The sequence below is a fragment of the Paenibacillus sp. V4I7 genome (assembly GCF_030817275.1).
Classification (GTDB): Bacteria; Bacillota; Bacilli; order Paenibacillales; family NBRC-103111; genus Paenibacillus_E.
Genome location: NZ_JAUSZD010000002.1, coordinates 4,592,083 through 4,618,246, shown reverse-complemented (window position 1 = coordinate 4,618,246; position 26,164 = coordinate 4,592,083). Strand labels below are relative to the sequence as shown.

28 protein-coding genes are annotated in these 26,164 nt (G+C 43.4%); 19 read left to right on the top strand and 9 right to left on the bottom strand.

Features of this window, described 5'->3' with window-relative positions; genetic code table 11:
- Positions 1-24 precede the first annotated feature (24 nt).
- The 5 genes from QFZ80_RS22240 to QFZ80_RS22220 all read left to right on the top strand — a co-directional run bounded on the left by QFZ80_RS22240 (position 25) and on the right by QFZ80_RS22220 (position 5,036).
- Positions 25-912, top strand: coding sequence for a carbohydrate ABC transporter permease (locus QFZ80_RS22240; protein WP_307561045.1), 888 nt, complete (start codon positions 25-27; stop codon positions 910-912).
- A gap of 20 nt (positions 913-932) precedes the next feature.
- Positions 933-1,736 carry a carbohydrate ABC transporter permease gene (locus QFZ80_RS22235; RefSeq protein ID WP_307556040.1) on the top strand — a complete coding sequence of 268 codons (804 nt, stop codon included), beginning with the start codon at positions 933-935 and terminating at the stop codon, positions 1,734-1,736.
- A 35-nt stretch (positions 1,737-1,771) separates the two neighbouring features.
- Positions 1,772-2,866: a glycoside hydrolase family 172 protein gene (locus QFZ80_RS22230; protein WP_307561043.1), complete on the top strand. Its 1,095-nt coding sequence runs from the start codon at positions 1,772-1,774 to the stop codon at positions 2,864-2,866.
- A 166-nt stretch (positions 2,867-3,032) separates the two neighbouring features.
- Positions 3,033-4,010, top strand: coding sequence for a LacI family DNA-binding transcriptional regulator (locus QFZ80_RS22225; protein ID WP_307556042.1), 978 nt, complete (start codon positions 3,033-3,035; stop codon positions 4,008-4,010).
- 240 nt (positions 4,011-4,250) lie between these two features.
- Positions 4,251-5,036, top strand: a complete 786-nt coding sequence (locus QFZ80_RS22220) for a TetR/AcrR family transcriptional regulator (protein ID WP_307561041.1) — start codon at positions 4,251-4,253, stop codon at positions 5,034-5,036.
- Between the two features lie 70 nt (positions 5,037-5,106).
- On the opposite strand, the gene QFZ80_RS22215 is transcribed toward QFZ80_RS22220, so the two are convergent.
- The 3 genes from QFZ80_RS22215 to QFZ80_RS22205 form a co-directional block, all read right to left on the bottom strand.
- Entirely contained in the window at positions 5,107-5,895 is a 789-nt protein-coding gene (locus QFZ80_RS22215; protein WP_307554068.1) for an ABC transporter permease, read from the bottom strand.
- Entirely contained in the window at positions 5,892-6,782 is an 891-nt protein-coding gene (locus QFZ80_RS22210) for an ATP-binding cassette domain-containing protein (RefSeq protein WP_307554070.1), read from the bottom strand. The genes QFZ80_RS22215 and QFZ80_RS22210 overlap by 4 nt, the downstream gene beginning before the upstream one ends.
- A 266-nt stretch (positions 6,783-7,048) precedes the next feature.
- Positions 7,049-7,741 carry a YceI family protein gene (locus QFZ80_RS22205; RefSeq protein WP_307554072.1) on the bottom strand — a complete coding sequence of 231 codons (693 nt, stop codon included), beginning with the start codon at positions 7,739-7,741 and terminating at the stop codon, positions 7,049-7,051.
- Between the two features lie 416 nt (positions 7,742-8,157).
- On the opposite strand from QFZ80_RS22205, the gene QFZ80_RS22200 reads away from it, so the two are divergent.
- Positions 8,158-8,772 carry a PH domain-containing protein gene (locus tag QFZ80_RS22200; protein WP_307554073.1) on the top strand — a complete coding sequence of 205 codons (615 nt, stop codon included), beginning with the start codon at positions 8,158-8,160 and terminating at the stop codon, positions 8,770-8,772.
- A 122-nt stretch (positions 8,773-8,894) separates the two neighbouring features.
- On the opposite strand, the gene QFZ80_RS22195 is transcribed toward QFZ80_RS22200, so the two are convergent.
- Positions 8,895-9,764 carry a LysR family transcriptional regulator gene (locus QFZ80_RS22195; protein ID WP_307561039.1) on the bottom strand — a complete coding sequence of 290 codons (870 nt, stop codon included), beginning with the start codon at positions 9,762-9,764 and terminating at the stop codon, positions 8,895-8,897.
- Between the two features lie 184 nt (positions 9,765-9,948).
- On the opposite strand from QFZ80_RS22195, the gene QFZ80_RS22190 reads away from it, so the two are divergent.
- The 5 genes from QFZ80_RS22190 to QFZ80_RS22170 all read left to right on the top strand — a co-directional run bounded on the left by QFZ80_RS22190 (position 9,949) and on the right by QFZ80_RS22170 (position 14,668).
- The gene (locus QFZ80_RS22190) at positions 9,949-11,319 is read left to right on the top strand and encodes an MFS transporter (RefSeq protein ID WP_307561036.1); all 1,371 of its coding nucleotides are present in this window, start codon (positions 9,949-9,951) and stop codon (positions 11,317-11,319) included.
- Between the two features lie 103 nt (positions 11,320-11,422).
- Positions 11,423-12,340, top strand: a complete 918-nt coding sequence (locus QFZ80_RS22185; protein ID WP_307561034.1) for an NADP-dependent oxidoreductase — start codon at positions 11,423-11,425, stop codon at positions 12,338-12,340.
- A gap of 288 nt (positions 12,341-12,628) precedes the next feature.
- Positions 12,629-13,138 (top strand): GyrI-like domain-containing protein, encoded by a 510-nt coding sequence (locus QFZ80_RS22180; RefSeq protein ID WP_307561032.1) that lies wholly within the window; start codon positions 12,629-12,631, stop codon positions 13,136-13,138.
- A gap of 234 nt (positions 13,139-13,372) precedes the next feature.
- Positions 13,373-14,275, top strand: a complete 903-nt coding sequence (locus tag QFZ80_RS22175) for an aminoglycoside phosphotransferase family protein (RefSeq protein WP_307561030.1) — start codon at positions 13,373-13,375, stop codon at positions 14,273-14,275.
- Between the two features lie 15 nt (positions 14,276-14,290).
- On the top strand, positions 14,291-14,668 hold the full coding sequence (locus tag QFZ80_RS22170) for a GNAT family N-acetyltransferase (protein WP_307561027.1): 378 nt from the start codon (positions 14,291-14,293) through the stop codon (positions 14,666-14,668).
- Here QFZ80_RS22170 and QFZ80_RS22165 read toward each other — a convergent pair.
- From QFZ80_RS22165 to QFZ80_RS22150, 4 genes are all read right to left on the bottom strand, one after another.
- Positions 14,639-15,058 (bottom strand): DUF1801 domain-containing protein, encoded by a 420-nt coding sequence (locus QFZ80_RS22165; RefSeq protein WP_307554087.1) that lies wholly within the window; start codon positions 15,056-15,058, stop codon positions 14,639-14,641. The two genes, QFZ80_RS22170 and QFZ80_RS22165, sit on opposite strands and share 30 nt — an antisense overlap.
- A 562-nt stretch (positions 15,059-15,620) precedes the next feature.
- On the bottom strand, positions 15,621-15,809 hold the full coding sequence (locus tag QFZ80_RS22160; RefSeq protein ID WP_307554090.1) for a hypothetical protein: 189 nt from the start codon (positions 15,807-15,809) through the stop codon (positions 15,621-15,623).
- A gap of 87 nt (positions 15,810-15,896) precedes the next feature.
- Complete coding sequence (gene sigZ, locus QFZ80_RS22155) at positions 15,897-16,466, bottom strand: RNA polymerase sigma factor SigZ (protein WP_307561025.1); 570 nt, start codon at positions 16,464-16,466, stop codon at positions 15,897-15,899.
- Between the two features lie 86 nt (positions 16,467-16,552).
- Positions 16,553-18,301: a methyl-accepting chemotaxis protein gene (locus QFZ80_RS22150; protein WP_307561023.1), complete on the bottom strand. Its 1,749-nt coding sequence runs from the start codon at positions 18,299-18,301 to the stop codon at positions 16,553-16,555.
- Positions 18,302-18,554: 253 nt separating this feature from the next.
- On the opposite strand from QFZ80_RS22150, the gene QFZ80_RS22145 reads away from it, so the two are divergent.
- From QFZ80_RS22145 to phoU, 5 genes are all read left to right on the top strand, one after another.
- Positions 18,555-19,553 carry a PstS family phosphate ABC transporter substrate-binding protein gene (locus QFZ80_RS22145; RefSeq protein WP_307561021.1) on the top strand — a complete coding sequence of 333 codons (999 nt, stop codon included), beginning with the start codon at positions 18,555-18,557 and terminating at the stop codon, positions 19,551-19,553.
- A 206-nt stretch (positions 19,554-19,759) separates the two neighbouring features.
- The gene (pstC, locus tag QFZ80_RS22140) at positions 19,760-20,644 is read left to right on the top strand and encodes a phosphate ABC transporter permease subunit PstC (protein WP_307564188.1); all 885 of its coding nucleotides are present in this window, start codon (positions 19,760-19,762) and stop codon (positions 20,642-20,644) included.
- Positions 20,644-21,513 carry a phosphate ABC transporter permease PstA gene (pstA, locus tag QFZ80_RS22135; RefSeq protein WP_307554098.1) on the top strand — a complete coding sequence of 290 codons (870 nt, stop codon included), beginning with the start codon at positions 20,644-20,646 and terminating at the stop codon, positions 21,511-21,513. Before pstC ends, pstA begins: the two co-directional genes overlap by 1 nt.
- A gap of 23 nt (positions 21,514-21,536) precedes the next feature.
- Positions 21,537-22,289 carry a phosphate ABC transporter ATP-binding protein PstB gene (gene pstB / locus QFZ80_RS22130; protein ID WP_307561019.1) on the top strand — a complete coding sequence of 251 codons (753 nt, stop codon included), beginning with the start codon at positions 21,537-21,539 and terminating at the stop codon, positions 22,287-22,289.
- 37 nt (positions 22,290-22,326) lie between these two features.
- Complete coding sequence (gene phoU, locus QFZ80_RS22125) at positions 22,327-22,986, top strand: phosphate signaling complex protein PhoU (protein WP_307554101.1); 660 nt, start codon at positions 22,327-22,329, stop codon at positions 22,984-22,986.
- 143 nt (positions 22,987-23,129) lie between these two features.
- On the opposite strand, the gene QFZ80_RS22120 is transcribed toward phoU, so the two are convergent.
- Positions 23,130-23,318: a hypothetical protein gene (locus QFZ80_RS22120; RefSeq protein WP_307561017.1), complete on the bottom strand. Its 189-nt coding sequence runs from the start codon at positions 23,316-23,318 to the stop codon at positions 23,130-23,132.
- Positions 23,319-23,403: 85 nt separating this feature from the next.
- On the opposite strand from QFZ80_RS22120, the gene QFZ80_RS39125 reads away from it, so the two are divergent.
- From QFZ80_RS39125 to QFZ80_RS22110, 3 genes are read left to right on the top strand one after another with little or no spacing between them, the layout of a single operon-like run.
- The gene (locus tag QFZ80_RS39125; protein ID WP_373460136.1) at positions 23,404-23,511 is read left to right on the top strand and encodes a PCYCGC motif-containing (lipo)protein; all 108 of its coding nucleotides are present in this window, start codon (positions 23,404-23,406) and stop codon (positions 23,509-23,511) included.
- A 47-nt stretch (positions 23,512-23,558) separates the two neighbouring features.
- Positions 23,559-23,888: an ArsR/SmtB family transcription factor gene (locus tag QFZ80_RS22115; RefSeq protein ID WP_307554107.1), complete on the top strand. Its 330-nt coding sequence runs from the start codon at positions 23,559-23,561 to the stop codon at positions 23,886-23,888.
- Between the two features lie 15 nt (positions 23,889-23,903).
- Positions 23,904-26,138, top strand: a complete 2,235-nt coding sequence (locus QFZ80_RS22110) for a heavy metal translocating P-type ATPase (RefSeq protein ID WP_307561015.1) — start codon at positions 23,904-23,906, stop codon at positions 26,136-26,138.
- The last annotated feature ends 26 nt before the right edge of the window (positions 26,139-26,164 follow it).

Genomic DNA, 26,164 nt, shown 5'->3' with positions numbered 1-26,164 from the left:
TTTTCAATTCGGGAGGGGTAAAGAGTGACTCCAAGACGCAGCAATGCCCGTATGATTCAAGAATGGGTTACAGCTTACAGTTTCTTGCTTCCCAACATTTTGGGATTAATGATATTTGTTTTTATACCGATTCTCTATGCTTTTTATGTTAGTTTGCATGATTGGAACGCATTATCACCTAAAGTGTATGTTGGATTTCAGAACTATGTCACCTTAATCTCGGATGAGCAGTGGTGGCATTCCGTAACACGAACATTGCTCTTTAGCGTTGTTTATGTGCCATTGTTGTTTTGCCTCGCATTGCTTTCTGCACTGCTTGTAAACGGGCTGCGGGGTAAATCAGTAGGTGTGGTTAGAACGATGTTTTTACTGCCATTTGCGGTCACATCGGTTATTTCAGCTATCATTGTCATGTTCCTGCTTGATCCGAGAAACGGCCTTGCCAATCAACTGCTTTCTCTTGTCGGTATCGGAAAACAACAGTTTCTCGGCTCTCCTACACAGGCCATCTTTTGTGTCATTCTGACATTGCTGTGGATCAACATCGGCTATAACATGACGATTTTTTTATCGGCTATTAAGGAAATTCCGATCGATTATTTCGAAGCGGCACATATAGACGGGGCTACCCGCTTTCAAAGCTTTCGCTATATTACTTTCCCTTTACTGAGAGAAACGAATACGTTTATTTTGATCGTCACGACGATCGCTTCTTTTCAAATTTTCGACCATATCATTGTTATGACAAAAGGGGGCCCAATGAATTCAACGGAAGTTAGCGTGCTTTATATCTTTAAAGAAGCTTTCCAAATGTTGAATATGGGGTATTCTTCTGCGCTCGCTTTCGTTTTGTTCTTGATCGTATTCGCGTTTTCTATGATCCAACTTAAATTTTTCTCTTCTAAAGATTAGGCGGTGCTACTTTGCGAATAATGAACCGATTCATAATACCGACGGTGTCGATTATTGTCGGGGTCGCCATGATTTTTCCAATTTACATGTTATTCATAGGCTCTCTTCGTTCCGAGACGCATGTTTTTGACATTCAACTTTGGCCTACGGAATTTGAGTTTGCCAATTTTGTTGAGGCTGTTACCTCATCGCATTTGCTCAGATCCATTATGAACTCCCTTATCGTGTCTACGAGCGTAACGGTGATTGCTATGCTGTTCCATGCGATGTCCGGATACGCGCTTGCCCGGTTTCAATTTCCCGGGAAAAATGTGATCTTCGCATGGATGCTCAGCACGCTAATGATTCCCTTTGCTGTCATCATGCTGCCGTTGTATTTGATAACGAAAAACTTAGGCATGACCAACTCATTTGCCGGTTTGATCATTCCTGCCATTTTTAACGCGTATGGAATATTTCTGTTCCGCCAGTTCTATCGGGAATTTCCAAAGGAGTTGGAAGAGGCAGCCTATATAGAGGGGCTTTCTCAGGCAGGGACGTTTTTCCGAATCGCATTGCCGCTGTCGATGCCGATTATCGCGCCATTAACAATCGGCTTTTTCCTGGCTAACTGGAATTCCTATATCTGGCCTCTTATCATTACACAAAAAGAGACGATGTGGGTCATTCAGGTTCAACTGGCTAATTTGGTTGGCGGGGGTTATGTGACTCCATGGAATATCGTGCTTGCAGCGGCGGTAATTGCTGCATTGCCTACTTTCTTATTGTTCTTCTTTATGCAGAGATATTTGGTGGAAGGCATCAAAATGACCGGTATCAAATGATGCCGGTTCCATAACAACTAGGAGCTGATACGATTATGTTAGGATCATCTTTAAGAGATTTATACCGAACTCGCCAAGGAAAGCGCAAAAGAGCTTCAAGTTATGATACAACGGGCGGGAATCGTGACTATAGCAAGCTTTATCCAGGAGAGAAGATCACAATTTTTGATGTAGACGGCTCCGGCTGTATTACCCATATCTGGATGACGATGGCGCCGCTCGACGACGCTGCGATCGAAACGTACCTGCACAGAAAAGTCGTACTCAAGATGTATTGGGATGGCGAAGAAAACCCGAGTGTACAGGCTCCGATCGGTGATTTCTTCGGTATGGGTCATGGCATTACGAAAAACTTCAGCTCAGCGCCGCTTGCGATGAGTCCGGAAGACGGAAGAGCGCTGAATTGCTTCTTCCCGATGCCGTTTGGAAGCAATGCCAGGATTGAAGTTGAATCCGATGCCGATCAACCGATCAAGTTTTACTTCTATGTCGATTACGAACAATATGCGTTCCCGATCGATAGCGAGCTTAGGTTTCATGCCATCTGGCGCCGCGAACTTACGGATGGTATCGAAGATACCATTTCCAATGCGCTTTTTGAATTCGGCGGAAAAAATATAACAGGCGACGGCAATTATGTGATGTTGGATGCAGTTGGAAAGGGCCATTATGTCGGCTGCAACCTGAACATTCATAACTTGCGTATGACGCGGGAATGGAACTGGTACGGAGAAGGGGACGATATGATCTTCATTGATGGGGAACCATGGCCCCCTTCACTCCACGGTACGGGGATGGAGGATTACTTTAATACGGCATGGTGCCCGCAGCAGGAACAATGTACGCCGAATCACGGTCTTATACTCGGTGGAGGCCCGAACTGGTCAGGCAAAATCTCAGCGTACCGGTTCCACATTGAAGATCCTGTGATGTTCGACACGTCCATTAAAGTGACAATTGAACATGGACATAATAACCATCGCAGTGACGATTATTCCAGTACCGCATATTGGTATCAGACAGAGCCTCATAAAGATCATCCCATTATTTTGCCTGTAGCAAAAAGATTGCCGCTTGCTGATATTTTAACCTTCAATCAGAATGACTTGAAAACATGTTTTGATTATTGATTATAATCCAATTGAATAACCGCTGCTCTCATTATTGAAGGCTGCGGTTATTCGCATTTACGGTCGTTGACGAATCAGAGTTCTCCAGATAGTATTAATGTGGTAACGTTAACATGGAGAATCGGCTCGATGACGCTGATGTAAAGGATGGATCCTCTTGGTCAAAATGACAATCAAGGATATAGCTAAAGAAGCAGGGGTGTCCACAGCAACGATTTCGCGTGTTATGAACAATTCCGGTTATGTGAGTGAGGATATCAAGCAGCAGGTGTTGGAAGTCATTCGCAAATTCAACTACCAACCAAATGCGATAGCCAGAAGCTTAAAACAAGAAAAATCACGCAGTGTGGGGATTGTTCTGCCTGATATGGCGAATCCTTATTTTATGAAAATTGCCCGTACGATTCAGCATCGCTGTTTCCAGCAAGGCTATCATCTACTCTTTATCGACACCGAAGAGAATCCTGAGAAAGAAAAGGAAGCTCTCGAATTTCTGATGGAAAAAAGAATTGAAGCTCTTATTCTTGCCGGTACCGGTGAAAACAGAGATCAAATTCAGGCAATCAGTGACTCAGGCATACATGTTATTTTGGCTGACCGCCGTTTTTCCAACCTGAAACTGGATACAGTAACAGAAGACAATATTTACGCCGCTAAGTCTGCCATTGAGCATTTACTGGAGAAAAAACATACGCGAATAGGTATTATTAATGGCCCCAAGACCATCAGCACCGCAAGGGAAAGAAAGCAAGGCGCGATTATCGGGCTGGAGGAAGCGGGGATTACGCCAACGAATGAATACATGTTTGAAGGTGATTACACTAGAGAATCGGGCATTAAAGCTATACGGTACTTCAGCCAATTACCTGATCGACCGACAGCTATTTTTTCAGCAAATAATGAAATGACTTTCGGTGTTTATTTGGGTTTACAAGAATTAGGAATGCCGCTGGATAGCATCGAAGTGGTCTCATTCGGCAATCTTGAATTTTCTTCTTTGTTTCATCATAAACTATCTGTCATTATGCAAAATCCTCAGGAGCTAGGGGAAACGATTGGTGATTTGTTAATTAAACGCTTAAGTGGTGAAACCGATCCTGTACAGAATAAAATCTTAATGCCACACCTTGTTCCGTCGAAGTAATAGTTATGATAATGATCTTATGGATCATTTTTTTGTTTTTTAAAGGAATGTAAACGATAACAAAATAAAGCGAATGAGGGAGCTAGCCACCCGGCAGAGAGAACGTATCCCCTTGTAAAACTTGATGTAATTATGGAAAGAGGGATGAACTCCATCTGAGCGTTATAATAGCGATTGTGATATACTGTATACGAAGTATACAATTTCGGGACTTACGCTGATGATGGAGGATCGAACAACATGGAGACCGGCGATGGGATCGATGAAGAAACATTAAATAGGTTACCGTCAGGGATTACCCTGAGCTGGGGAATCGTCAAGCAGCCTCGGAGGGGGCCCAAAGGCGAGCTTAGCGTCAAGAAAATCGTTGACGCAGCGATTGTCATTGCCGATCGGGATGGTCTTGCGGCTGTTTCGATGAGCAGAGTCGCCCAATCTTTGGGTTTTACCACGATGTCTTTGTATCGCTACATTACGAGTAAAGAAGACCTGTTGGTGCTCATGCAGGACGCGGTCTGCGACATTCCGATTCCACCTGAAGTAGCGGGTAAAACGTGGCGTCAGGAAATGAGGGAATACGTCTGGGCTTGCGTGGATGTCTTCAGGAAACATCCATGGTATGGCGATATCCCGATTACGAGCGTACCGCTCACGCCAGGCAATCTACAAGTGATCGATTGGATGCTTAGAATAATGCGGGATTTCCTGCTTAACGATTTTGAGAAAATGTCATTCCTACTGCTTGTAAGCAGCTATAGCCGGGCATGCGGCCTAATTGCGCGAGACATGGACCGTGCCATCCGTGAAGGCGCAAGTCCGGAAACGTTTAGCGGCGTGGGCTACAGCAGCGCCCTCAAACAGTTGGTCAAGCCAGATCGGTTTCCATATTTACATCCCATCTTGATGTCAGGTGCTTACACGGACGAAGCGGATAATCCCATTGGTGACGATCTCGATTTCGGACTCGAACGGATTTTGGATGGCATCGAGCATTATTTACAGCAAAAAATATCGGGTCAAGGATAAATGGCATCCAGTGCTAACATTTAAATAAAAACAGCGTTTCTGCATCGCAGGAACGCTGTTTTTATTTATTTTATCGCCTTCCGCCAATACGGCGGAAAGCGAGGCTGCACCAGCCGATCGCAATCACCAGGAGCGTTACACACCAACCGATGGCCCACCAGCCGTTATCCATCACCGGTGTGCCGGTTAACAGCCCGCGAATCGTCTCAATGACTGGCGTAATCGGCTGATGGTTAGCGACCCCTTGCAGCCACGCAGGCATCGTGCTAGTTGGAACGAAAGCGCTGGACAAGTAAGGGAGGAATAGCAAAGCGAAACCGTAGCCGCTGGCGGCGGAAGGGCTGCCCGTTACGAGGCCGATCGCGGCGAACAACCAAGTAAAGGTCAGAATGAACAATAAGATGACCCCAAGAGCTCCTAGCCATTCCAACAGGTTGGCGGAAGGGCGGAAACCGACAAGCAACGCCACCCCGATGACCATGCAAGTAGCGAGCGAATTCCGGACGAGACTAGCGGCGACATGCCCCGTAATTACGCTTATGCTGCGGATCGGCATTGTTCTGAACCGGTCGATAATGCCATTCGTCATGTCTGTTGCGACATCGACAGCCGTGCTGGACGAGCCGAAACCAGCGCACAACAGAATAATACCCGGCACGACATAATTCACGTAGTCGCCGCTCGGATCGATTGCACCGCCGAATACGTAGGTAAACAGCAACATTAACATAATGGGCAGCATGATCGCCATAAGGAGCGACTCGATGTTGCGCAAGCTATGAAGGATACTGCGACCGATGAAGACGGTATTGGTTGCTGCAAAAGAAGCGGGCTTTGGAACTGGTTGAAGATCGTTCATGTGAGTGAAGCCTCCTTTTGATCGATGGATGTTAAGGCAAGAAAGACGTCATCCATGCTAGGCTTTCGAATGAAGAGCCGTGTATCCGGTGGGCATAAGTGGGCGATCTCGCTCAACGTGTGGCGAACATCCTGAACACTGCCGCTCGTCGGTATGGATCGAATGACTTCGTCCATGTGATTCCGCAACTCGATGACTTCGCCGCCGACGCGCGCCTTCAAAGCCTCGGCGGAGCCGGTTGCAACGATTCGTCCGCGACCCATCACCGCGATTTCGTCTGCAAGCTGGTCGGCTTCTTCTAAATATTGTGTCGTCAAAAAAATCGTCATTCCTTGCTGCTTAAGTCGCAAGATGATTTCCCAAAGAGAGCGGCGGCTGACGGTGTCAAGTCCCGTCGTTGGTTCGTCCAGAAAGAGCACCGGACGGTTAACGACTAGACTTACGGCAAGATCCAACCTACGGCGCATGCCGCCTGAGAATGTTTTCACACGCTTGCCTGCGGCGTCTTCGAGATCGAAACGTTTCAGCAGCTCTGCTGTCCGTAAGCGGGACTCCCCCCGCGATAAACCAGACAGCCGGCACATCATGATGATATTCTCGTGACCAGTCAATACTTCATCAACTGCCGCGAATTGGCCGGTGAGACTGATCGACCTACGGACCTCGTATCGGTTGGATACGACGTCGTACCCTTCGATTCGTGCGAATCCCTCGTCCGGCTCGGACAGCGTTGACAGGATGTTAATCAGTGTCGTTTTACCAGCGCCGTTCGGCCCGAGCAGCGCGAAAATCGTACCTTTGGCTACCGCCAAATCTATGCCGTCCAGAACGATTTGTTTGCCGAAGCTTTTGCGCAATCCGTTTACTTCAATGGAATTGATATTCATTTTGTATCTCCCTTTTTCAAAATTGCGGATCATGTAAACAGTATATTATATACTCAGTTATTTATGATCGTTCTCTAGACCGATATTGGGGCAGAGTTGTTTCTATCATGCATCAATGTGATCTTAGTTTAGGTTAATAAAGAGTGTGAAAGTGGGGGCGATATGACCATGAGGGGCAAACAACGTATGCGCGAAGCTGTTAGTGACAAAAATAAAAAGAACAAAGTCGCAGAGAATGCGGCTTTGTTCTTTTTTGTGTAAGAGTATTATGAAGTTGTCTTCTTGCCCATGACCAGACTCAGAGTGATTGTCACATTATTCTCTGTGTCCAGAACAACGGTATGAGGATTCTTCATCCCAAAATCATCAAAAGTCACGGCCGTACTGCCCCCTAGCTTAATAACACCCTGGTTATAAGCAGCATCGGTCTTAAATACTACGTCTTTCGTTGTATTTTTAATTGTGAGGGTTCCTAGCATGTCAAAGGAAACTTTCTCACCTTCTTTCCATTCTTTAGGAAAGTTATCGATTGATTTGAGCGTAAACTTGGCCTCAGGGAACGTTTGTGCATTTAAGTATTGCTGACCTTTAATGTGACCGTCCCTTTGGGAATTTCCAGATTGCAGCGTATCGATACCAACGACGGCTTCAGCTTTCATTTTGGCCAGATCAGTGGTGTTTAATGCCCAGTTCCCTATCACTGTGCTGCCTTCGAAGTTTACTTTTTCCTTGGATGTAGTTACTGAGAAGTAGACTTTAGAATCTGGCTGAATGCTCCAGTCTCCGTTCAATTTACCTGTATCAACAGCAGCAGCTGTACTGACCTGAGTAGAAGCACCATTCACAGGAATAGCTTCTTGAATGGTCACATGATTACCGGCATAGTAATCATAAGCATAATAAGCTCCACCTAATACAACAACAGCTCCAACAGCCAACGCGGTTAGTTTAAGTTTCATCTTTATTCCTCCTTGTAGATGTAATCTAAAAAACTATTTTATAAATGAACTGCCTCTGTAACCTAACCTCCATTTCATGAACACTACATGGCGTAGTTTTCGATTGCAAAAAATCAAATCTATTAACACTACATTGTATAGTGTTGTTAAATTTGATTTTTATACTAACAATAGTATCTGAATATTTACTGAAAACAACCTTAATATAACCTGAAAATTTCAATTTTTCGCAGGATTGAACTCTTGCTGTAACCTCAAAGACATTGACGGACTCATAATACTCTAATCACAGCAATCCAACTACTTATGTAAATTATACCATTAATGTATAATAGGGTTAAACTAAGGGATCGATTTTTTAAATCCCGAGTTGGAAACTGACTTATCTTTATTTTCAAAATGAGAGGATGATTCCATTGTTCAAGAAGTTTGCGGCAGATGCATTAGGTTTAAGTGATATAGGTAAGGTTATTAGTCCGAGTGATTTCGACAAGGTAGATTCAGATGATTATGTCATGCATGAGGATGGCGAGAAGATTTTCTTCATCATCAAGTCGAAGAAGGACGAATACTGCTTTACCAACCTTGCCCTAATCCACCTTGATGGAGATAGTGCTATTAGCAGCAAGCGTATGCTGAAACGTTACAGCTACCATACAAATGCAATTTCCAAGGTGTATTTGGAAACTGCAGGAACTATCGATCTTGACGTCGAGATCAAGTTCATTATCGGTGACGTCAACTTCTCGATTGATGTCGACAAGAAGCAAATCGAGCAGATCAAAGACTTGTATAAAGCCTTAATTAAGATTTCCGAGACGGTAGCACATAACGAGGACTTGTTTAGTTATGCGAAGCAAAGCGTAGTTATTGCTAAGGAAGCGACAGGTCGTATCACAACTCAAACTACTTCCCCGGTAGCCCAATTCGATGCAATCAACGAATCAACCTACAATTGGTTGAAGAATAAGCACTCTGAGTTAAAGATCAAGGATTTCGGTTACATCTTCGAGCGCTATATCAACAACTAAATGTGAGTAAAATTGTTATCCCTCTGCATAAAAAATAACTCTCCAGACGTGGAGAGTTATTTGCATTTCTGTCCGCAAATTTCTATCAATTGAATTTACCCCTTCACCCGTAAGGAAAATCCTTATGAAGCAGCAAAATACTGGATCACAAAATCCCTGAACTTGCGAGCGGCCATGGAGAGGTAACGTTTGTTATGCCATACAATTTGAAAATGACGTTGGCAAACAGGATATTCAATGGACAACAGATGAAGAGGGGAATTCGGCCCTCCGCAATTGCCGACCAACGCAACGCCTAGTCCGGCGCGGACAAGATTGGATATGGCGGCAGGTTCGTCTACCCGACAGACGTAATTTGGCGATATCCCTACTCTACGGAAGAAATCATCATTCATTTTTTGAAAAGGAAAACCTTCTTTGTAACCGATAAACGGTTCATCAGCCACCTCGTTCAAGCGAACGCTGTGAAGGCCCGCTAATCGATGCGACGGAGGAACTGCCAGATATACATCTTCGTTTAATACGGACGACACACTGAAATCCGGCCTTTCCATAGGCAAAGGTGTAAAGCAAATATCCACTTCTCCGACTTCAAGGAGATGAGCCATTTCTTCCAGCGAGGCCTGAGTGATCCGAAAATTAACATTCGGGTGAAGAGTAAGGAAAGAGCTCAAAGGTTCTGACAGACGATCTAGCGTCGATGTCGCCAAATGAATGCTCCCGTACTCCAATCCCGCAAGATCGGATATTTCTTTCTGTCCTTCTTCCAATAGGGTGAGCGCCGCTTCCACTTTATCCAAAAACGCTTTGCCAAACGTATTAAGCCGAATTTGCCTGCCATGACGGTCAAATAGCGGCACGCCTACATCCTTCTCTAGCCGGGCGATCGTCTTGCTGAGAGCGGGCTGCGCGATCCGCAGATCTTGTGCTGCCTTCGTCATATGCTCCATTCTGGCAACCGTACGAAAATACTGCAATTGCAGCAGTTCCATCTATAATCCCTCCTCTTATATACTCAAAGGAATGTATGATATAGAGTAAGATGTATTTTTTATTTATCAATTATCCGCTGTAAAATCAAACTATGCAAGCGAAATAAAAAACTTCCCGGGAAGAAGGGCTTGCCATTCGAATTCGGTGTACGGAACTCCACCTTACGGAAAGCAGGATGAAGAAATGGAAACCGGAGTTCAACAGCAAGCAGGAGAAAAATTGATCCGAATTCTCGCATTCACGCTTGTCATCTCTGTGATGAGTGCGTCTATGTTCAATATCGTATTGCCCGAGATCCGCGCGGAATTTCAGCTTTCCTTCGCGCAAGTGAGTTGGGTTACGTCAGCCTTTTTACTAATATATGCCATCGGAACCGTGATCTATGGGAAGCTGGCCGACATCTATAAGCTCAAAAATCTGTTGACGTTCGGTCTGATCTTTTTTGTATTCGGCTCCCTGATCGGCCTCGTTGCCCAAGCTTACTGGATGGTTCTGCTTAGCCGGATTTTGCAGGCGGCAGGGGCTGCGGTAGTTCCAGCAACGGCCAGCATTATTCCGGTTCGTTATTTTCCTCCGGAGAGCCGGGGACGGGCACTGGGGATATCAATGACCGGTTTGGCAATCGGCGGTGCAATCGGCCCGCTCGTGGCCACTTTGGTGGTCAGTATAGTTCATTGGCGTTGGCTGTTCTGCATGCCGCTCTTTACTCTATTCACATTGCCCTACTACCGCAAATATTTGGATAATGAACATGAAGATGCAGGCAACATCGATTGGATAGGCGGCGGACTGCTCGCTGGAACAGCGGCGTTGCTGCTACTTGCGATCACGTACGAGGCGTGGATGCCGGCTGCAGGCTGTCTTATTTTGTTCGTCTTGTTTATAGCAAGAATCCGTTCTGTGGCGAAACCGTTCATCCGGCCAGAACTGTTCCGTAATAAAAGCTATTCCCTTGTGCTGGCGATTGCTTTTCTGACGACAGGGATCGGTTATTCACTAGCGTTTCTGAGCCCCCAGCTATTGTCCCAAGTCAACCATCTGGCACCGGGACTGATCGGCTTCGCGATAGCTCCGGCAGCCGTCACGACTGCAATTCTGGGTCGAAAAGCAGGCAAGCTGGCGGATGCAAAAGGTAATCCATTCCTTTATTACGTGGCATCTTTGCTGTTATTGACCTGTTTTGCTCTATTGTCTTCCTTTGCGGGAATCTCACCTGTTTATATCGCCGTCTTTCTGATCTTCGGCAATGTGGGGCAATCGTTCATGATGATTGCCTTGTCCAATACGATTTCCCGAACACTGCCAAAGGAACAGACGGGGGTCGGCATGGGACTGCTCGCGATGCTGAACTTTGTTGCTGGGGCCGTTTCCGCAAGTATTTACAGCACGACAATTGATCAAGGCGCAAGTTCCGTTTGGAATGCGGCAAATTCGTTTCCGGTCGCGTTCGTTTACAGCAATATTTATTTTGTTCTTGCCTTCTTGCATGCGATGATTTTACTGATCTATTATTTTCAATTCGGCAGAGCCGAACGCAAGAGGAAAGCGACATGACGATGATCTTATTCAAAAGCAAACAATCGTAAAGGATCCGTTCAGCGGGAAATTGTACGTTGCATTTTGACATTCTGATCGAACAAACAAGGAGGAATATCCTATGAGAGCAGCAGCATTTACTTCAATCGGAGGACCGGAAGTCATGAGAGTTATGGAGTTTCCGGATCCGCAGGCAGGTCCGGGTCAAGTTAGGGTCCGCGTGAAAACCGCTGGTGTACAGCATTACGACTGCGCCATACGCAGCGGCTGGACGCCATCATATGGGGTCGCGGTGAATCTTCCGCAAATTCCGGGTAATGAATTCGCAGGAATCGTGGATCAGGTTGGGGACGGTGTAACCGGCTTCTCCGTGGGCAACCCAGTGCTCGGCTTCACAACATTGAATGGCTACGCTGAATATGTTGTTGTCAGCGCCGATCAGATCGTGAGCAAGCCAGATACCATGTCCTGGGAAGAAGCAGGCGGGTTGACTGGCAACGGTCAGGGTGCTTACATCGCCTTGAAGGCGATTGGAGTGAAACCGGGCGATACAATCCTGATCAACGGCGCGGCCGGATCGCTAGGCGCTTTCGCCGTACAGCTGGCTAAGGAGTTGGGAGCCAAGGCCGTTATCGGCACAGCCAGCGAGAGCAACCACGAATTTCTCCGTTCGCTGGGCGCCATACCGGTTACGTATGAGGAAGGTCTGGCCGAGCGGGTACGGGCACTCGCACCGAATGGTGTTGACGCCGTGTTCGATACGGCCGGAGGTGAAGGGATTCGAGCGGCGGTGGAATTGGTGAGGGACAAGAACCGCATCTGTACGTTCTTCGCGTACGACCTCATTGAGGAGCTCGGACTTCGCGTCGTCCGCGGGGAACGTTCGGCAGCCCAGCTTGCAGAACTAGTGGATCTTCATTCAAAGGGCAGGCTTCACATCCAGATCAGGCAGATCTACATGTTGGACCAGGCGGAAGATGCACACCTGGCTATCGAAACCAGGCACGGTCGCGGGAAAATTGTGCTTAGGATTAATTAAGCTTTCAAATATGCGGGAAGAATCTGTCGCTCCCAATTTCCAAAAATGAATGGGATTGAAGTATTGGAAGAAAATGATTGTCATTCCGCTACGAAAACGAAAATAGGAGCTGCTTTGTAGCAGCTCCTATTTTCGTTTTCTTCAAAGATGTATTCGTATTAAAAACATAAAAAAACGTTTACAAGGGAACGTATGTACTCTATAATTTGCATATGGATAAAAATTCCATTATCAGAATAAGCAAGTGCGTAACATCCCCACATCCCAAAATAAGGAGAATAACCACTCATGATTATCGAAACTAAAATTATCGAAAAACCAGCCTTCATCGTTGTTGGAATGACCGAAAAGATTCATTTTGATATGTCTGTGCCACCGTCCGAGAACGCCATTGCCAAGCTGTGGGGGGAATTTAATAAGCGCATTCCAGAAGTTTCTAGTCAGCTCGGTTGGCGAAGCTACGGACTTATGCTGCAAAATCCGGACAATCCGCCCGGCGAACCATTCAATTATACGGCCTCTGTACAAATCTCTCAGGATGGTGACATTCCCGAGGGCATGACGCGCATCGAAGTACCAGCTGCGCGCTATATCGTGCTGACGCATCGGGGTCCTCTTGACGGTATAGGCGATGCCTTTGGGCATTTTTGGGGACATTGGCTGCCGAACAGTCCTTACGAATACGACGGTGGTTCCCGCACGGGTAAATATGAATTCGAGTTTTATGATCAGCGTTATACCCAGCCGGATGATCCCAACTCCGAGATAGACTTGTTTTTCCCTATTCGTACGAAATAAACCAAGGAAGCCAAGTGGTAGTCATCTAGGTTCCTATTACGCTAACGAAATTATTAATGGAGGAGTGTGCTTCGCGGCAGCTCCTTTTTGATTATTCAAGTAAGAGCAGGAAAGTTTAGCTATAGTTATCCTTTACTACGTTTGAAAAACCTTACTATGCTATTATGAAATGGAAATTTGCTTCATTCAGAGCAAGAAAGTGGATAAATCAAAATTGCGGAAGGATGTATTCAAATGAGCCAAGCGAATGAGATAGTGATCGACTTAGCTCTCGTGAAGCGGTTGATCGCTGCACAATTTCCGCAATGGGCAGACCATCGCATCCAGCCGGTCGAATCAGCCGGGACGGACAACACGATCTATCGGCTCGGCGAGGATATGACCGTACGATTACCCCGCGTCGAATGGGCAATTGCGCAGGTGGAGAAGGAGCACCGTTGGCTACCGAAACTTGCCCCGCTAACACCGCTTTCGATTCCTACCCCGCTCGCGATGGGGATGCCCGCCGAGGGCTACCCTTGTCGCTGGTCCGTGTATCGGTGGCTCGAAGGAGAGAACGCAACCATCGGGCGAATCGACAATCCGCACCAAGCAGCGACCGCATTGGGTCAATTCGTAGCCGCTTTGCAGCGGATCGATCCCGCTGGGGGGCCAGCCCCAGGACCGCACAACTCTGGCAGAGGCGTGCCATTGGCTATGCGAGATGCATCTGTCCGGAACGCAATCGCAACCTTGAACAACATGCTAGATACGGACGTGGCAACCGCTGCGTGGGAAGCAGCCCTCCAGGCACCAGTGTGGCAGGGTAAGGCAGTCTGGCTCCACGGAGACCTCCATCCGGGAAACCTACTGGTTGAACAGGGCCGGTTAACCGCCGTCATAGACTTCGGTACTCTGGGCGTAGGCGATCCTGCATGCGACTTAATGGTCGCGTGGACTCTCCTCTCCGCCGAAAACCGTGATTTATTCCGCGCAGCGCTAACGGTTGATGACGCGACCTGGGCTCGAGGTCGCGGCTGGGCACTGTCCTTCGGGCTGATCGCCTTCGCATACTACTTAGATACGAACCCCGTACTCGCTGCAATATCCCGACGCGCTATCGATGAAGTCCTTTTCGAACACACGAACGGCATATGACGTTAAGGTTTGAACATGCAAACCATAATTTTAATATTAAGAGGTACTCCTGGTACAGAAATTTTTGTGGCGGAAGAAGAAACGGGGGAGCTGCTCGGTTTTTTGGAAGTAAAGCCACATAAAGATAATTTAAGCGGTATAGAACAAGGTTATATAGTGGCGATTGCAGTTTCTCCACAAGGTGAAGGCAAAGGGGTCGGCAAGGCACTAATGACCAAAGCAGAAGAGTGGTCAAGCCAAAAAGGCTACCGACAGTTAATCCTGAATGTTTTTATCAAGAACGATCGTGCCGTGAATTTCTATAAACATCTAAATTATGAAATTGAAGTTGTGAAAATGGTAAAAGAGCTAAGTCTGAGGTTATTAATTCGGATAAAACTCTTTCAAAAATAGGATAGATTGGTTTATTAAGGCCCTTAATACCTCAACATCGATATCTGCTACTTTATTGATATATACACACGCTTTTCCTGCCGTATGTATGCCAAAGTCCTTTAATAACTCCTCTCGTTTGGTGTCACCTGTCGCAAAATATAAACTTATTTTGGCTTTTCTAGGTGAAAAACCAACTAGCGGTGCATCGCCCTCGTGACCGGATTCATATTTATAATGATAGGAGCCAAATCCAATAATACTAGGTCCCCACATCTTCGCTTCATAACCTGTCGTTTCAGTAAAAATATCTAATAATTTATATGCGTCTTCACGCTTCTTAACGCTTTCGACATTTTCAATAAACTCAAGGACACTGCTGTCCGTTTCTTTTGTTTTTAGTTCGTACATCGTAGAAACCACTCCTCGTCCATTATTATTCCCAAAACTTCAACCCATTTAAAAGTTTATCTATAAATGTTGGTATAAAATAGTTCCTATTAGACCCAGTTAACTTTTCAAAAAACGTTCTTGCTCGTAACGTTCATTTTACCAAACAAATGCCCCTTTATGCTACCGGAGAACAATAGACTATCATACACGCAGCCAAGTCGGATCGGAAAGTTTTAACGTCGCCGCCTATTGTGACTTGTAATGCCAAATCCATTAATTCCCGACTCTTTGCGAAATAGCTTTGATGTATAATCGTTGTTAGATGAAACAGGGAGGCATACGCGATGAAATATCACGTAATCAGCAAGAGAACGGGCAACGTACATCGCTGCACCATTCAGAAGTAAATGATATGGATTATGACAGTGAATGGCGAGTTATCGTATTCGGAACGGACCAAGAAACCTATTATTTACTTGCCGATTCGGCATTAATCATAGAGGAATAATGACGTAATAAAAAAACGCCAGTGCAGCGGGATATCCGTTACACTGGCGTTATTTTGTTAATTTAGATTGTACTAGCAGCAGGAATTTAAAGCAGTCTTAGTTGTAACTGAATTCGAATTACAACCACAACCATCCTGCCCAGCAGCCTTCGCATTCGCATCTTCTGAACAACACGCATTTGTCTCAATCGGTGCAGGTCCCCCACAACAGCTTTCATTTCTTAAATTTCCTTGTTCGTCCTTATTATTTTGTTTGCTCATATTCTTTTCCTCCCTAATGATTAAAGTGTGTGTTACATATCTGTAGACGCACGATAATACGTAAGGACGCAATTCGTTTTTATCTTATTAACAACAATCCGATGCGCTGCATTTAGTTTTGTTATTATTTCGAGAAGTGTAATCAATGATATTGCCTAACCGGTCAAATTCAAAATTACAACAATTAAGCAAGAGCTCTTTTAGCTTCTCCCTGCCGCGCTGTACTCTAGATTTTGCTCCAGAAAAAGAAATACCCAGTTGCTCACTTAGTTGTTTTTGAGTGTAGTCCCCTAATTCGGTTAGTTCAAGAGCGTGCTGATAATTATTGGAGAGCTGCCCGATCATGGGTCTGATACAAGAGGCTATTTCCTTAATAGCCTCATTGAGATCCTCAGTTTCCTCTAAAGGTAAATCTGTTGGTAATTCAGCCTTCAGTTGGAATTGTTCTCTTCTGTAATAATCAATAATGCTATTTCGAGTAATTTGATATATCCAAGATTGCAGCTTCTGATCGTCCTTTAGAGTATCTAGATTAGCGTCTATTTTGATAAAAACATTCTGTAGAATGTCATCAGCATCTTGCTCACTTTTTACCCGTTTAATAATGAAATTCCGCAAAGGACTATAAAATGATCTCCATACTTCTTCGGTGTTCATACTCTTCCCCCAGCATTGTTTTTATTATAGAGACGTACGAATTTGCAAATGGATGCACTTTTTCGAGAAATTAGAAGGAACTTGTTCTATTGATCGTCTTCATTTGAGATTTTAAACTTGCTGATTTCTTCAGACAGTTGTAAGACAAGCCCTAAGATATCGTCCGACTGCGTTGCGATATGTTGAATGGCTATATCTTGTTGAGTTGATGAGGAATTGACTTCTTCAACGCCTGCTGCAGTTTCTTGAGCAATGCCAGCTACTTGCTGAATCGATTCAACTAGTGTGGCGTTTTTCTCTTCCGCTTGCTCAATCAATACGTGTGCCTGATCGATTTGATTCGAAAGACCGTCCATGGATTCACGAATTTCATTGAAGGCCCCTAAGCTATCATTCATCTTTTGGTTTTGCTCACCAAAGGAGAGTTTAGCCGCAGCTAATGACGATTCAAGCCCTGACATTTGCGAAAGCAGCGATTGAACGATTTGATCAATTCCCTTGGAAGAATTATTCGTTTGCACAGATAACACCCGAACTTCCTCAGCAATGACGGAAAAGCCGCGACCATGCTCACCCGCTCTTGCTGCTTCTATCGCGGCATTCAAGGCTAACACGTTGGTTTGGGTGGATATTTCGGTGATGCTTCCTACGATTTTACGAATTTGCGCAGAGCTATTTGATAGATTTTCCATCGCCATGTAGACCTGGTGAAGGATTTCCTCGGAGTGAACCACCGCAGATTTCAAAGCTTCCATCGACTTCGAGCCGAGATGAGTATTATAAGCAGCTTCCCGACTAGTGTGGAGCATCATGTTTGTAGAATCGGATATTTGACGTATTTCTTTGGACAACTCAGTTAGAATAGCGCTGCTCTTGTCCGAATAGTCTGCCTGCTTCTCCGCTCCAGTAGAAATCTCTTGAATCGATCGAATGATGTCTTGATTGGCTGTAGCTGTCGCTCCTGAAAACTCTCGAAACGTTTGAGAGTGATGAGACATAGAGGAGGCAATCGTTTGTGTATGTTGCAGCATATTGCGTACTCCATCAATCATATGGTCAAAGTTTTGACTAAGAAGACCGAGTTCGTCTTTCGCCTTGCTGTTAATCTTATTGCGCAAATCCCCGCTTGCTATCTGTTTTACTGCGTTTTGCAAACGCTGAATTGGTTTCATGAAGGATCGAATAAGTACAAATGATATGAAAAGGGTAAAGAGTAAAACAAGGAACAAAGTAATAAGTGCCACTTTAACGGTGTTATCTAGAAGCTTGCCTGAGCTAATTACTGCATTTGCCGCATCATCTATATATGCTTGACTAAACTTGTCGACGAGTTCAAATATATATTCCTTATGTACTTGTGAAGAGGTATGTATAGCTTCTAATTGCTTAGCAATATCCTGAGTGGATAGACTTTTATTCTCAACAACGGAAAGCGCGGTATCAAATGTAACTGTATATTCCTTTGAAGTATTCGTTAGACGGGCGCTCCAATTTCGTTCGTCGGAATTGGAGGCGGTAGCTAAAATCTGAGCTACCAATGTATAAAACTCTTCTGATTTTTGTTTGAATGGACTAACAAGTTCCGTATTCTTTGAAATTATCATCGCGGATTTCAAAGCATCCAATTCATTTACCTTTATTTTGAGATTTAAAGAAAGCAATTGTTTATCTGACTGTATATTTTGAAAAGAAAACTGCCGCTTAATCTGATTCATTTGAGTTAAATTAAAAATAGATACAGCTGTGAAAATAATAAATAATAAAGAAAAGCTTACAATTAATTTGGCTTTCATAGTAAATGTTATCCTGTTCTTGAAATGAATTAATCTCTTCATAAGTTTCCTCCTATATATAGGTATGTCTATGTAATAGTTCAATTGTACTAGTAGAGGATTAATTCAATATCGTTAGTATGTTAATTTGATGTAAATTATTGTCGAATAAAGAGGGAATCTCGAACTCTATGAAAATAAACTCGAATTTCAGATATTTTACACTCCGTTTACAAATGTATTAAATAAAGAAAACAATTGCAGGGTATTATGAAGTAGTAGAGTTGAAAAAAGAAAATATTAGGGAGTGGTTGAATTGTTTAAGGTTTTTTCGCGTAAGAGTACAATCGCAATAACGTCCGTTGTTTTAGCTTTATCATTATCTGCGTGCGGTAAAGCAGCACCCGATCAAAATCAAGGTGCAGCACCAACTACAGGCACTACTGCAACAACTGCTCCGGCTCCTGCTGGTTTAAAAGGTGACATCAAGATTGATGGTTCTTCCACGGTATTCCCAATTTCCCAAGCGGTTGCCGAGGAATTTATGAAAAAAAATAAAGATGTTAAAATTACTGTCGCTGAGTCTGGGTCTGGGAACGGCGCGAAGAAATTAATCGCTGGTGAGATTGACATTGCTGACATGTCCCGTAAATTCAAAAAAGAAGAACTTGATGAATTAAAAACAAAGCTAAGTACAGAAGCTATCGAAATGCCAGTAGCTCTTGACGGTATTACTGTCGTTGTTAATAAAAAGAATACTTTTGCTAAAGAATTAACAGTTGATGAACTTAAAAAAATATGGTCCAAAGATAGCACAGTAAAAAAATGGAACCAAATTCGCCCTGAATTCCCAGACAAAGAAATCAAGTTGTATGGTCCAGGAACGGCATCAGGTACTTTCGAATTCTTTACGGAAGCAATTAACGGGAAAGCAAAAGAATCCCGCAGCGACTACACACCATCTGAAGATGATAATGTACTTGTAAAAGGTGTTTCTGGTGATGAATTTGCAATGGGTTACTTCGGTTATTCCTACTACAAAGAAAATGAAGCAAAATTAAATGCAGTTGCCATCAAAAAAGATGCGAATGCTCCTGCTGTCTTGCCTTCACATGAATCAATCGAAAAAATGACTTATGTTCCGCTTGCTCGTTACATTTATATATATCCGACGAAAAAATCTATGGAACAACCGCATATTAAAGAATTATTGAAGTATTATAACAGCGCTGATGGTGCAAAACTGGTTGAAGCTGTTAAATACATCAAACTTCCACAAGATACCATGAATAAAAACTTGGATCTTCTGAAATAATCTAACCATCCACCCAATACATGTAAGAAAAGCCGTGGCATCCATTAGAGCGCAAGCCCTATGGAATGTCACGGTTTTCATGATATTAAATGCAATAAGTGGGGGAAATGCTAATGGGAATGGAACATGTGATGAAAACTAAAACGAAAACGAATATCAACTCAACATTGGATCATCAAGAACAAAATAAGATAACAAGTTTTAAAATGAAAAAAAAGATGCTCTCATCTGACGTGCTGATACCGAAAATATTAGCATTTTTCGCAGGGATTTCTGTTTTAACAACGGTTGGCATTGTGTTTGTCTTGGTGTTTGAATCCATTGGATTTTTTAGAGAAATTCCAATATGGGATTTTATAAGTGGAACCAAATGGACACCTTTGTTTAGTGACCCAGAATTTGGCGTGCTTCCGCTAATCACAGGCACTTTACTTGTAACTGTTATTGCAAGCATTGTAGCTATCCCGATCGGATTAGGAAGCGCTATTTATTTAAGTGAGTATGCTCAACCCAAGGTTAGAAATGTCGTTAAACCTATTCTTGAAATTCTTGCGGGAATTCCGACGATTGTTTATGGATTCTTCGCTTTAACATTTGTTACACCAGTACTTAAATTTATCATTCCGCAAACTGAAATCTTTAACGCATTAAGTGCAGGTATTGTTGTTGGTATTATGATCATACCTATCATATCTTCTATGAGTGAAGACGCTATGGTTGCCGTTCCTGCCTCATTACGCAATGGTGCCTATGCACTTGGTTCGACCAAGCTAGAAGTAGCGATCAAAATTGTTGCCCCAGCTGCATTATCTGGGATTATAGCATCTTTCGTTTTGGGATTGTCACGTGCTATAGGGGAAACTATGATTGTGACCTTGGCAGCTGGTAACTTGGCTCATTTGTCCTTTAATCCACTAGAAAGTATACAAACATTAACTGCATATATTGTGTCCGTAAGTTCGGGAGATACACGTTACGGTTCTATTGAATATCTGACGATATATGCCGTAGGTATAACACTTTTCGTTATGACCCTTGTTATGAATATTCTAGCTGGTTATATCTCTAGAAAGTTCAGGGAGGAATATTGATGGCAACAACGGAAGAACTGCAGCATATCACGAAACGGAAAAGAAAGAATAAAGTCTATCATTCCCTGTTTTACATCTCAACCTGTTTTGGAGTTATAGCTCTAGCTTTATTATTAATACAAGTCGTTGTTCAAGGTGGTAGCTGGCTAAGTTGGGGCTTTCTTACCAATTTCGCTTCTCGCATTCCTGAAAATTCGGGCATAAAAGCAGCCTTAGTAGGAACATTGTGGTTAATGCTCATTACGGCTCCGTTGACGTTTATCATCGGTGTATCCACGGCTATCTATTTGGAAGAATACGCAAAAGACACAAGGTTTAGCCGATTTATTCAAACGAATATTGCTAATCTTGCTGGTGTTCCATCCATTGTTTACGGTTTACTTGGACTAACTGTTTTTGTACGGTTGCTTGCCTTAGAGCGAAGCGTACTATCAGGTGCTCTAACGATGACATTGTTGGTTCTCCCGATTATTATTGTATCTTCCCAAGAAGCGATCAAAACAGTTCCGCAATCGTTAAGAAATGCTTCTTTCGCACTTGGCTCTAACCGGTGGCAAACCATCGTTCGTGTTGTCTTGCCGTCTGCCATTCCAGGTATTATGACCGGATCTATTCTGTCTTTGTCCAGAGCAATCGGTGAAACAGCACCGCTTATTGTTATTGGCGCTGTATCCTACGTGGCATTTTTACCTAAATCTCCTATGGATACCTTTACTGTAATGCCCATTCAAATTTACAACTGGGCAAGTCAACCGCAAGCTGAATTTGCATATCTTGCCGCCGCGGGTATTATTATTTTGCTAATCATGCTGCTAAGCATGAATGCTTTCGCCATTTATTTGCGAAATAAGTATCAACGAAAGTTTTAGAATAGGATCAGGGGGATTACCATATGTCTATTGTTAACATCGATAAACTGAATTTATATTATTCCGAGTTTCATGCTTTAAAAAATGTCGGTATGCAAATTAACAAAAATTCGGTTACAGCTTTTATTGGTCCCTCGGGCTGTGGGAAGTCCACTTTATTGCGTACTTTAAACCGGATGAATGATATGATCAAAGGCATCAGGATTGAAGGCGATGTCCAAATTGCGGGTGAACAAATTTACCATCCAGACGTCAATGTAGAGCTTCTTCGCAAAAATATTGGCATGGTATTCCAGCAGCCAAACCCTTTTCCCAAATCCATCTATGATAACATTGCTTATGGCCCGCGTATTCACGGAATAACGGATAAAGCGCAATTAGATCATATTGTGGAAAGCAGCTTAAAAGCCTCTGCCCTTTGGACAGAAGTGAGTGATAACCTGAAAAAATCAGCATATGGCCTGTCGGGAGGCCAACAGCAGCGCCTTTGTATTGCCCGAGCGCTAGCTGTAAATCCACAAATTCTACTAATGGATGAACCAACCTCAGCTTTGGATCCAATCTCAACGTTAAAGATCGAGGAACTAATTAGAGAACTTAAAGATAAATATACGATTATTATCGTAACTCATAATATGCAGCAAGCTGCACGTATTTCGGACGATACCTCGTTCTTCTTAAATGGTGAGGTCATCGAAACCAATGTAACAGATAAAATTTTCACTACGCCATCCGATCAAAGAACGGAAGATTATATTACAGGTCGTTTCGGATAATTAAGTTAGCGAGAATCAGGAAAAGGGGAGCTTCATTTTGGATAATCGAATTAGTTATCATCAATCGTTAGTATCTTTACAGAAAGACCTGCTTAACATGGGGAGCCAAGTAGAGTATTTAATCCATCAGGCTGTTGAAGCACTCGCAAAGATGGATGACGAACTAGCGAAAAAAACAATTGAGCAGGATGATCTCGTTGACGAGATGTTGATACGTATCGAAGAGAGTTCTCTCCGATTGATTGCCCTTCAACAACCTATGGCAGGTGATCTCAGAATCATTAGCACGGCGCTCAAAATCGCTACGGACCTGGAGCGCATCGCCGATCATGCGGTTGACATCGCCAAGATATGTATCCGCATGAACGGTGAAGAATTATTAAAGCCACTCGTAGATATTCCTAGGATGGCAGAACTTACAAAAATTATGCTCCAAGAAAGCCTTCTATCCTATACAGAACGTAACATCCATCGCGCGGCGGCTTTGGCTGAGAAGGATGATGAAGTAGATAAGCTATATAGTAGTATTGTAGATGAGCTAACCCGGTTATTGGATGGTGATTTCATGAAAAACCGCCAAATAACCCAACTAATGAATGCAGCTCTATTCTTGGAACGCGTCGGCGATCATTGCACGAATATCGGCGAGGGCGTCATTTATATGGTTACAGGGAAACGCAACGATTTGAATGTATAGTTCATGATAGCCGGATAGTGTAACTGTCCTAATAAATTGAAAAGGAAGCACCTGATTCTCAATGACAGACCTGATAAAGGATCTGTTTGATATCGGCTGCTTCCTTTTTTGTTCCTATAAGAAAAGCACGAAGGTCTAATAGATTATTTACTTGTACCGTAGGGGTTGGCTATGATCGTACCATTTAACCACTCAAATTCATATTCAAATTGTTCCGTGGAATCGTATAATTCTGGTGAGTAAGGACCAACAACATGACTCTCTGTTGCAGCGACATCAATAGCAGATAGGAATAAAAAACAGACCAATGAAAGCACTACTTTGGATGTCATAGTTCAATGCCTCCGCCACTATAAGATATTTCAATTGTACGGTGCATATGTAATTGGAGTATTATCACTAAGTAAATAATTTGTTTTGAAATCAGTTATATGGGATGACCATGGTACCCGCTGCGGAGTTTGCATGCAAATTGCTGTGCAGTCCATAAAACCAAAGCTCCATCACAAATGTTGGGGTTTTTAATTTGACACATATATTAGTGAATATTAATTCGTGGGGAGGTAGTCTCAATGAATCAAATTCCATTAGAGCAATTAGATGTTAAAGCCAAGTTCATTCGCGGCTTTAGCGATAAGACACGTCTTCAAATACTGGCATGTATTAAAGATAAAGAAAAACCTGTATCTCAAATCGTTGATGAAATTCAAGGGAATCAATCGAACATTTCCCAACACCTCGCGTGTTTGAAGGGCTGCGGGATTATTGTTGGAAGGCAAGAAGGGAAATATGTGTATTACAGTTTAAGCAATGAGAAGATTAAGGAAATGTTACATATGTTCGATACGGTACTATCCCTAGTCCATGATGGTGTTACCAAATGTGATACAGACCTTTACTAAAACGGGGGGATTGAGATGTCGGACAAAGAACCGAAATTCAAAAAAAACCTAATCTTGCTGGATGTAAGTGCCAGTTCAAATACAAATGCCGGTTGTGAGGATGATTGTTGTAAAGTATCTGAAACTCCACAAGTACAAAATACTGCAGGCCAATCTGGTCAAAAATCAGATTTTCTGATCGGCGGGATGGATTGCACTTCCTGTGCAGTAACCTTAGAAAATCATATGAAAACCCTTCTCTCGGTCAAGAGGGTAAGTGTCAATTTCTCAACTGGAAAAATGACTGCTGAACACGACAGTTCAGTCGAAGAAATCATCAAAGAAGTATCCAAATCCGGCTATAAAGCTACGCTAGTTTCGAACAAGAGGAAAAGTGCTGAGGTCAAAACAGACAATTCAGGTACAAACCTTATAAGTTTATCAGGAGTTCTACTTATTTTTGGTTTTCTTGGCTCCTACGCGAATGTTTCACCAAGCTTTACTACTCTGCTTTACGCAGTATCGATTATAATAGGTGGCTATAAACCGGCTAGAAGCGCCTATTATGCTGTGAAAAGCCTTTCATTGGATATGAATGTATTAATGACTGCAGCTGTGCTTGGTGCCTCGGCAATTGGTGAGTGGTTAGAAGGCGCTTTGGTAGTTTGGTTGTTTGCACTAGGAAATGTTCTTCAATCGAAGTCCATTGAAAAGACTCGAAATTCGATTCGAAGCTTAATTGACCTAGCACCTCCCGAAGCATTCGTGAAAAATGGTCAGGAACTTGTCAGAAAGTCCGTAGAGGAGATTTCTGTTGGTGATGTCATTGTTGTTAAACCAGGCGATAAAATCCCGTTGGACGGACTAATAATTAGCGGAGAATCGAGTGTAAATCAAGCGCCAATTACAGGAGAATCCATTCCTGTTGATAAGCATGTTGGTGATGGTGTATACGCAGGTACAATTAACGAACACGGATCATTAGAGATTAAAGTAACCAAGTTGGTTGAAGATACGACCATCTCCAAAATCATTCACTTGGTCGAAGAGGCGCAAGAACAAAAGGCTCCTACGGAAGCTTTTGTAGATAAATTTGCTCGTATTTACACGCCAATTGTATTTATTCTTGCACTCGTCGTGATGGTTTTCCCCCCGCTTGTTGGTGTTGGAACATGGGGAGAGTGGTTCTATAAAGGATTAGAATTATTGGTTGTTGCATGTCCTTGTGCATTGGTTATTTCAACGCCAGTGGCAATTGTTTCAGCTATAGGAAATGCAGCCAAGAACGGGGTTCTTATCAAAGGTGGAGCCTTCTTAGAAATAGCAGGAAGGATTTCAGCGATTGCTTTTGATAAAACGGGTACTTTAACGGAGGGAAAACCAAAGGTATCTCAAGTTGTATTAGCTGGATCGAGTGAAATTGAGTTGCTCCGTATTGCCCGAACATTAGAGGAATACTCTACACATCCCATTGCAAAAGCAGTAGCCCAGTACGCCAAAGATAAAGGCGTCTCTACCCTTCTAGGCGATAAGTTCAGAAACATCGTAGGTAAAGGTGTTGGCGCGATTATCGGAGATAAGGAATACTTTGCAGGAAACCTTAAATTGTTCCAGGAACTAAGCGCTTCTCTAGGAGAACTAGAATCACGAATCTTATCCCTTCAACAAGAAGGAAATTCAATCGTTATTATTGGAACTAAAGAGAAGATATTCGGTTTAATTGCCGTTGCAGATGCTATTCGTCCTACTTCCGTAAAAGCTCTTAAAGGACTTCAAGCCGCCCACATCAACCAAGTTGTGATGTTAACAGGCGACAATGAAGGTACCGCTAAAAAAATTGCTTCTGCAACCGGGGTAAACCGATATTTTGCAGAGCTATTACCCGAAGATAAAGTAAAAGCCATTAAAGAACTTCAAGAAGAAGGCAACATTGTAGCGATGGTTGGAGATGGCATAAATGATGCTCCTGCGCTTGCAACTGCCAATATAGGTATTGCAATGGGTGGAGCAGGAACTGACACAGCTATGGAAACCGCAGACATCGTGTTGATGGCTGACAATCTAGGAAAACTACCCCATACTGTTAAATTGAGCCGTAAAACAATACGAATAATCAAACAAAATATTGGGTTTTCGCTCATCGTTAAATCTATTGCTTTGATCTTGATTTTCCCTGATTTACTTACCCTATGGATTGCTGTGATTAGTGATACAGGCGCAGCTTTAATTGTAATTATGAATAGTATGCGATTAGTGAAAGTTAAGGGGTGAAACGAATTATGAATGAAGAGGTGATG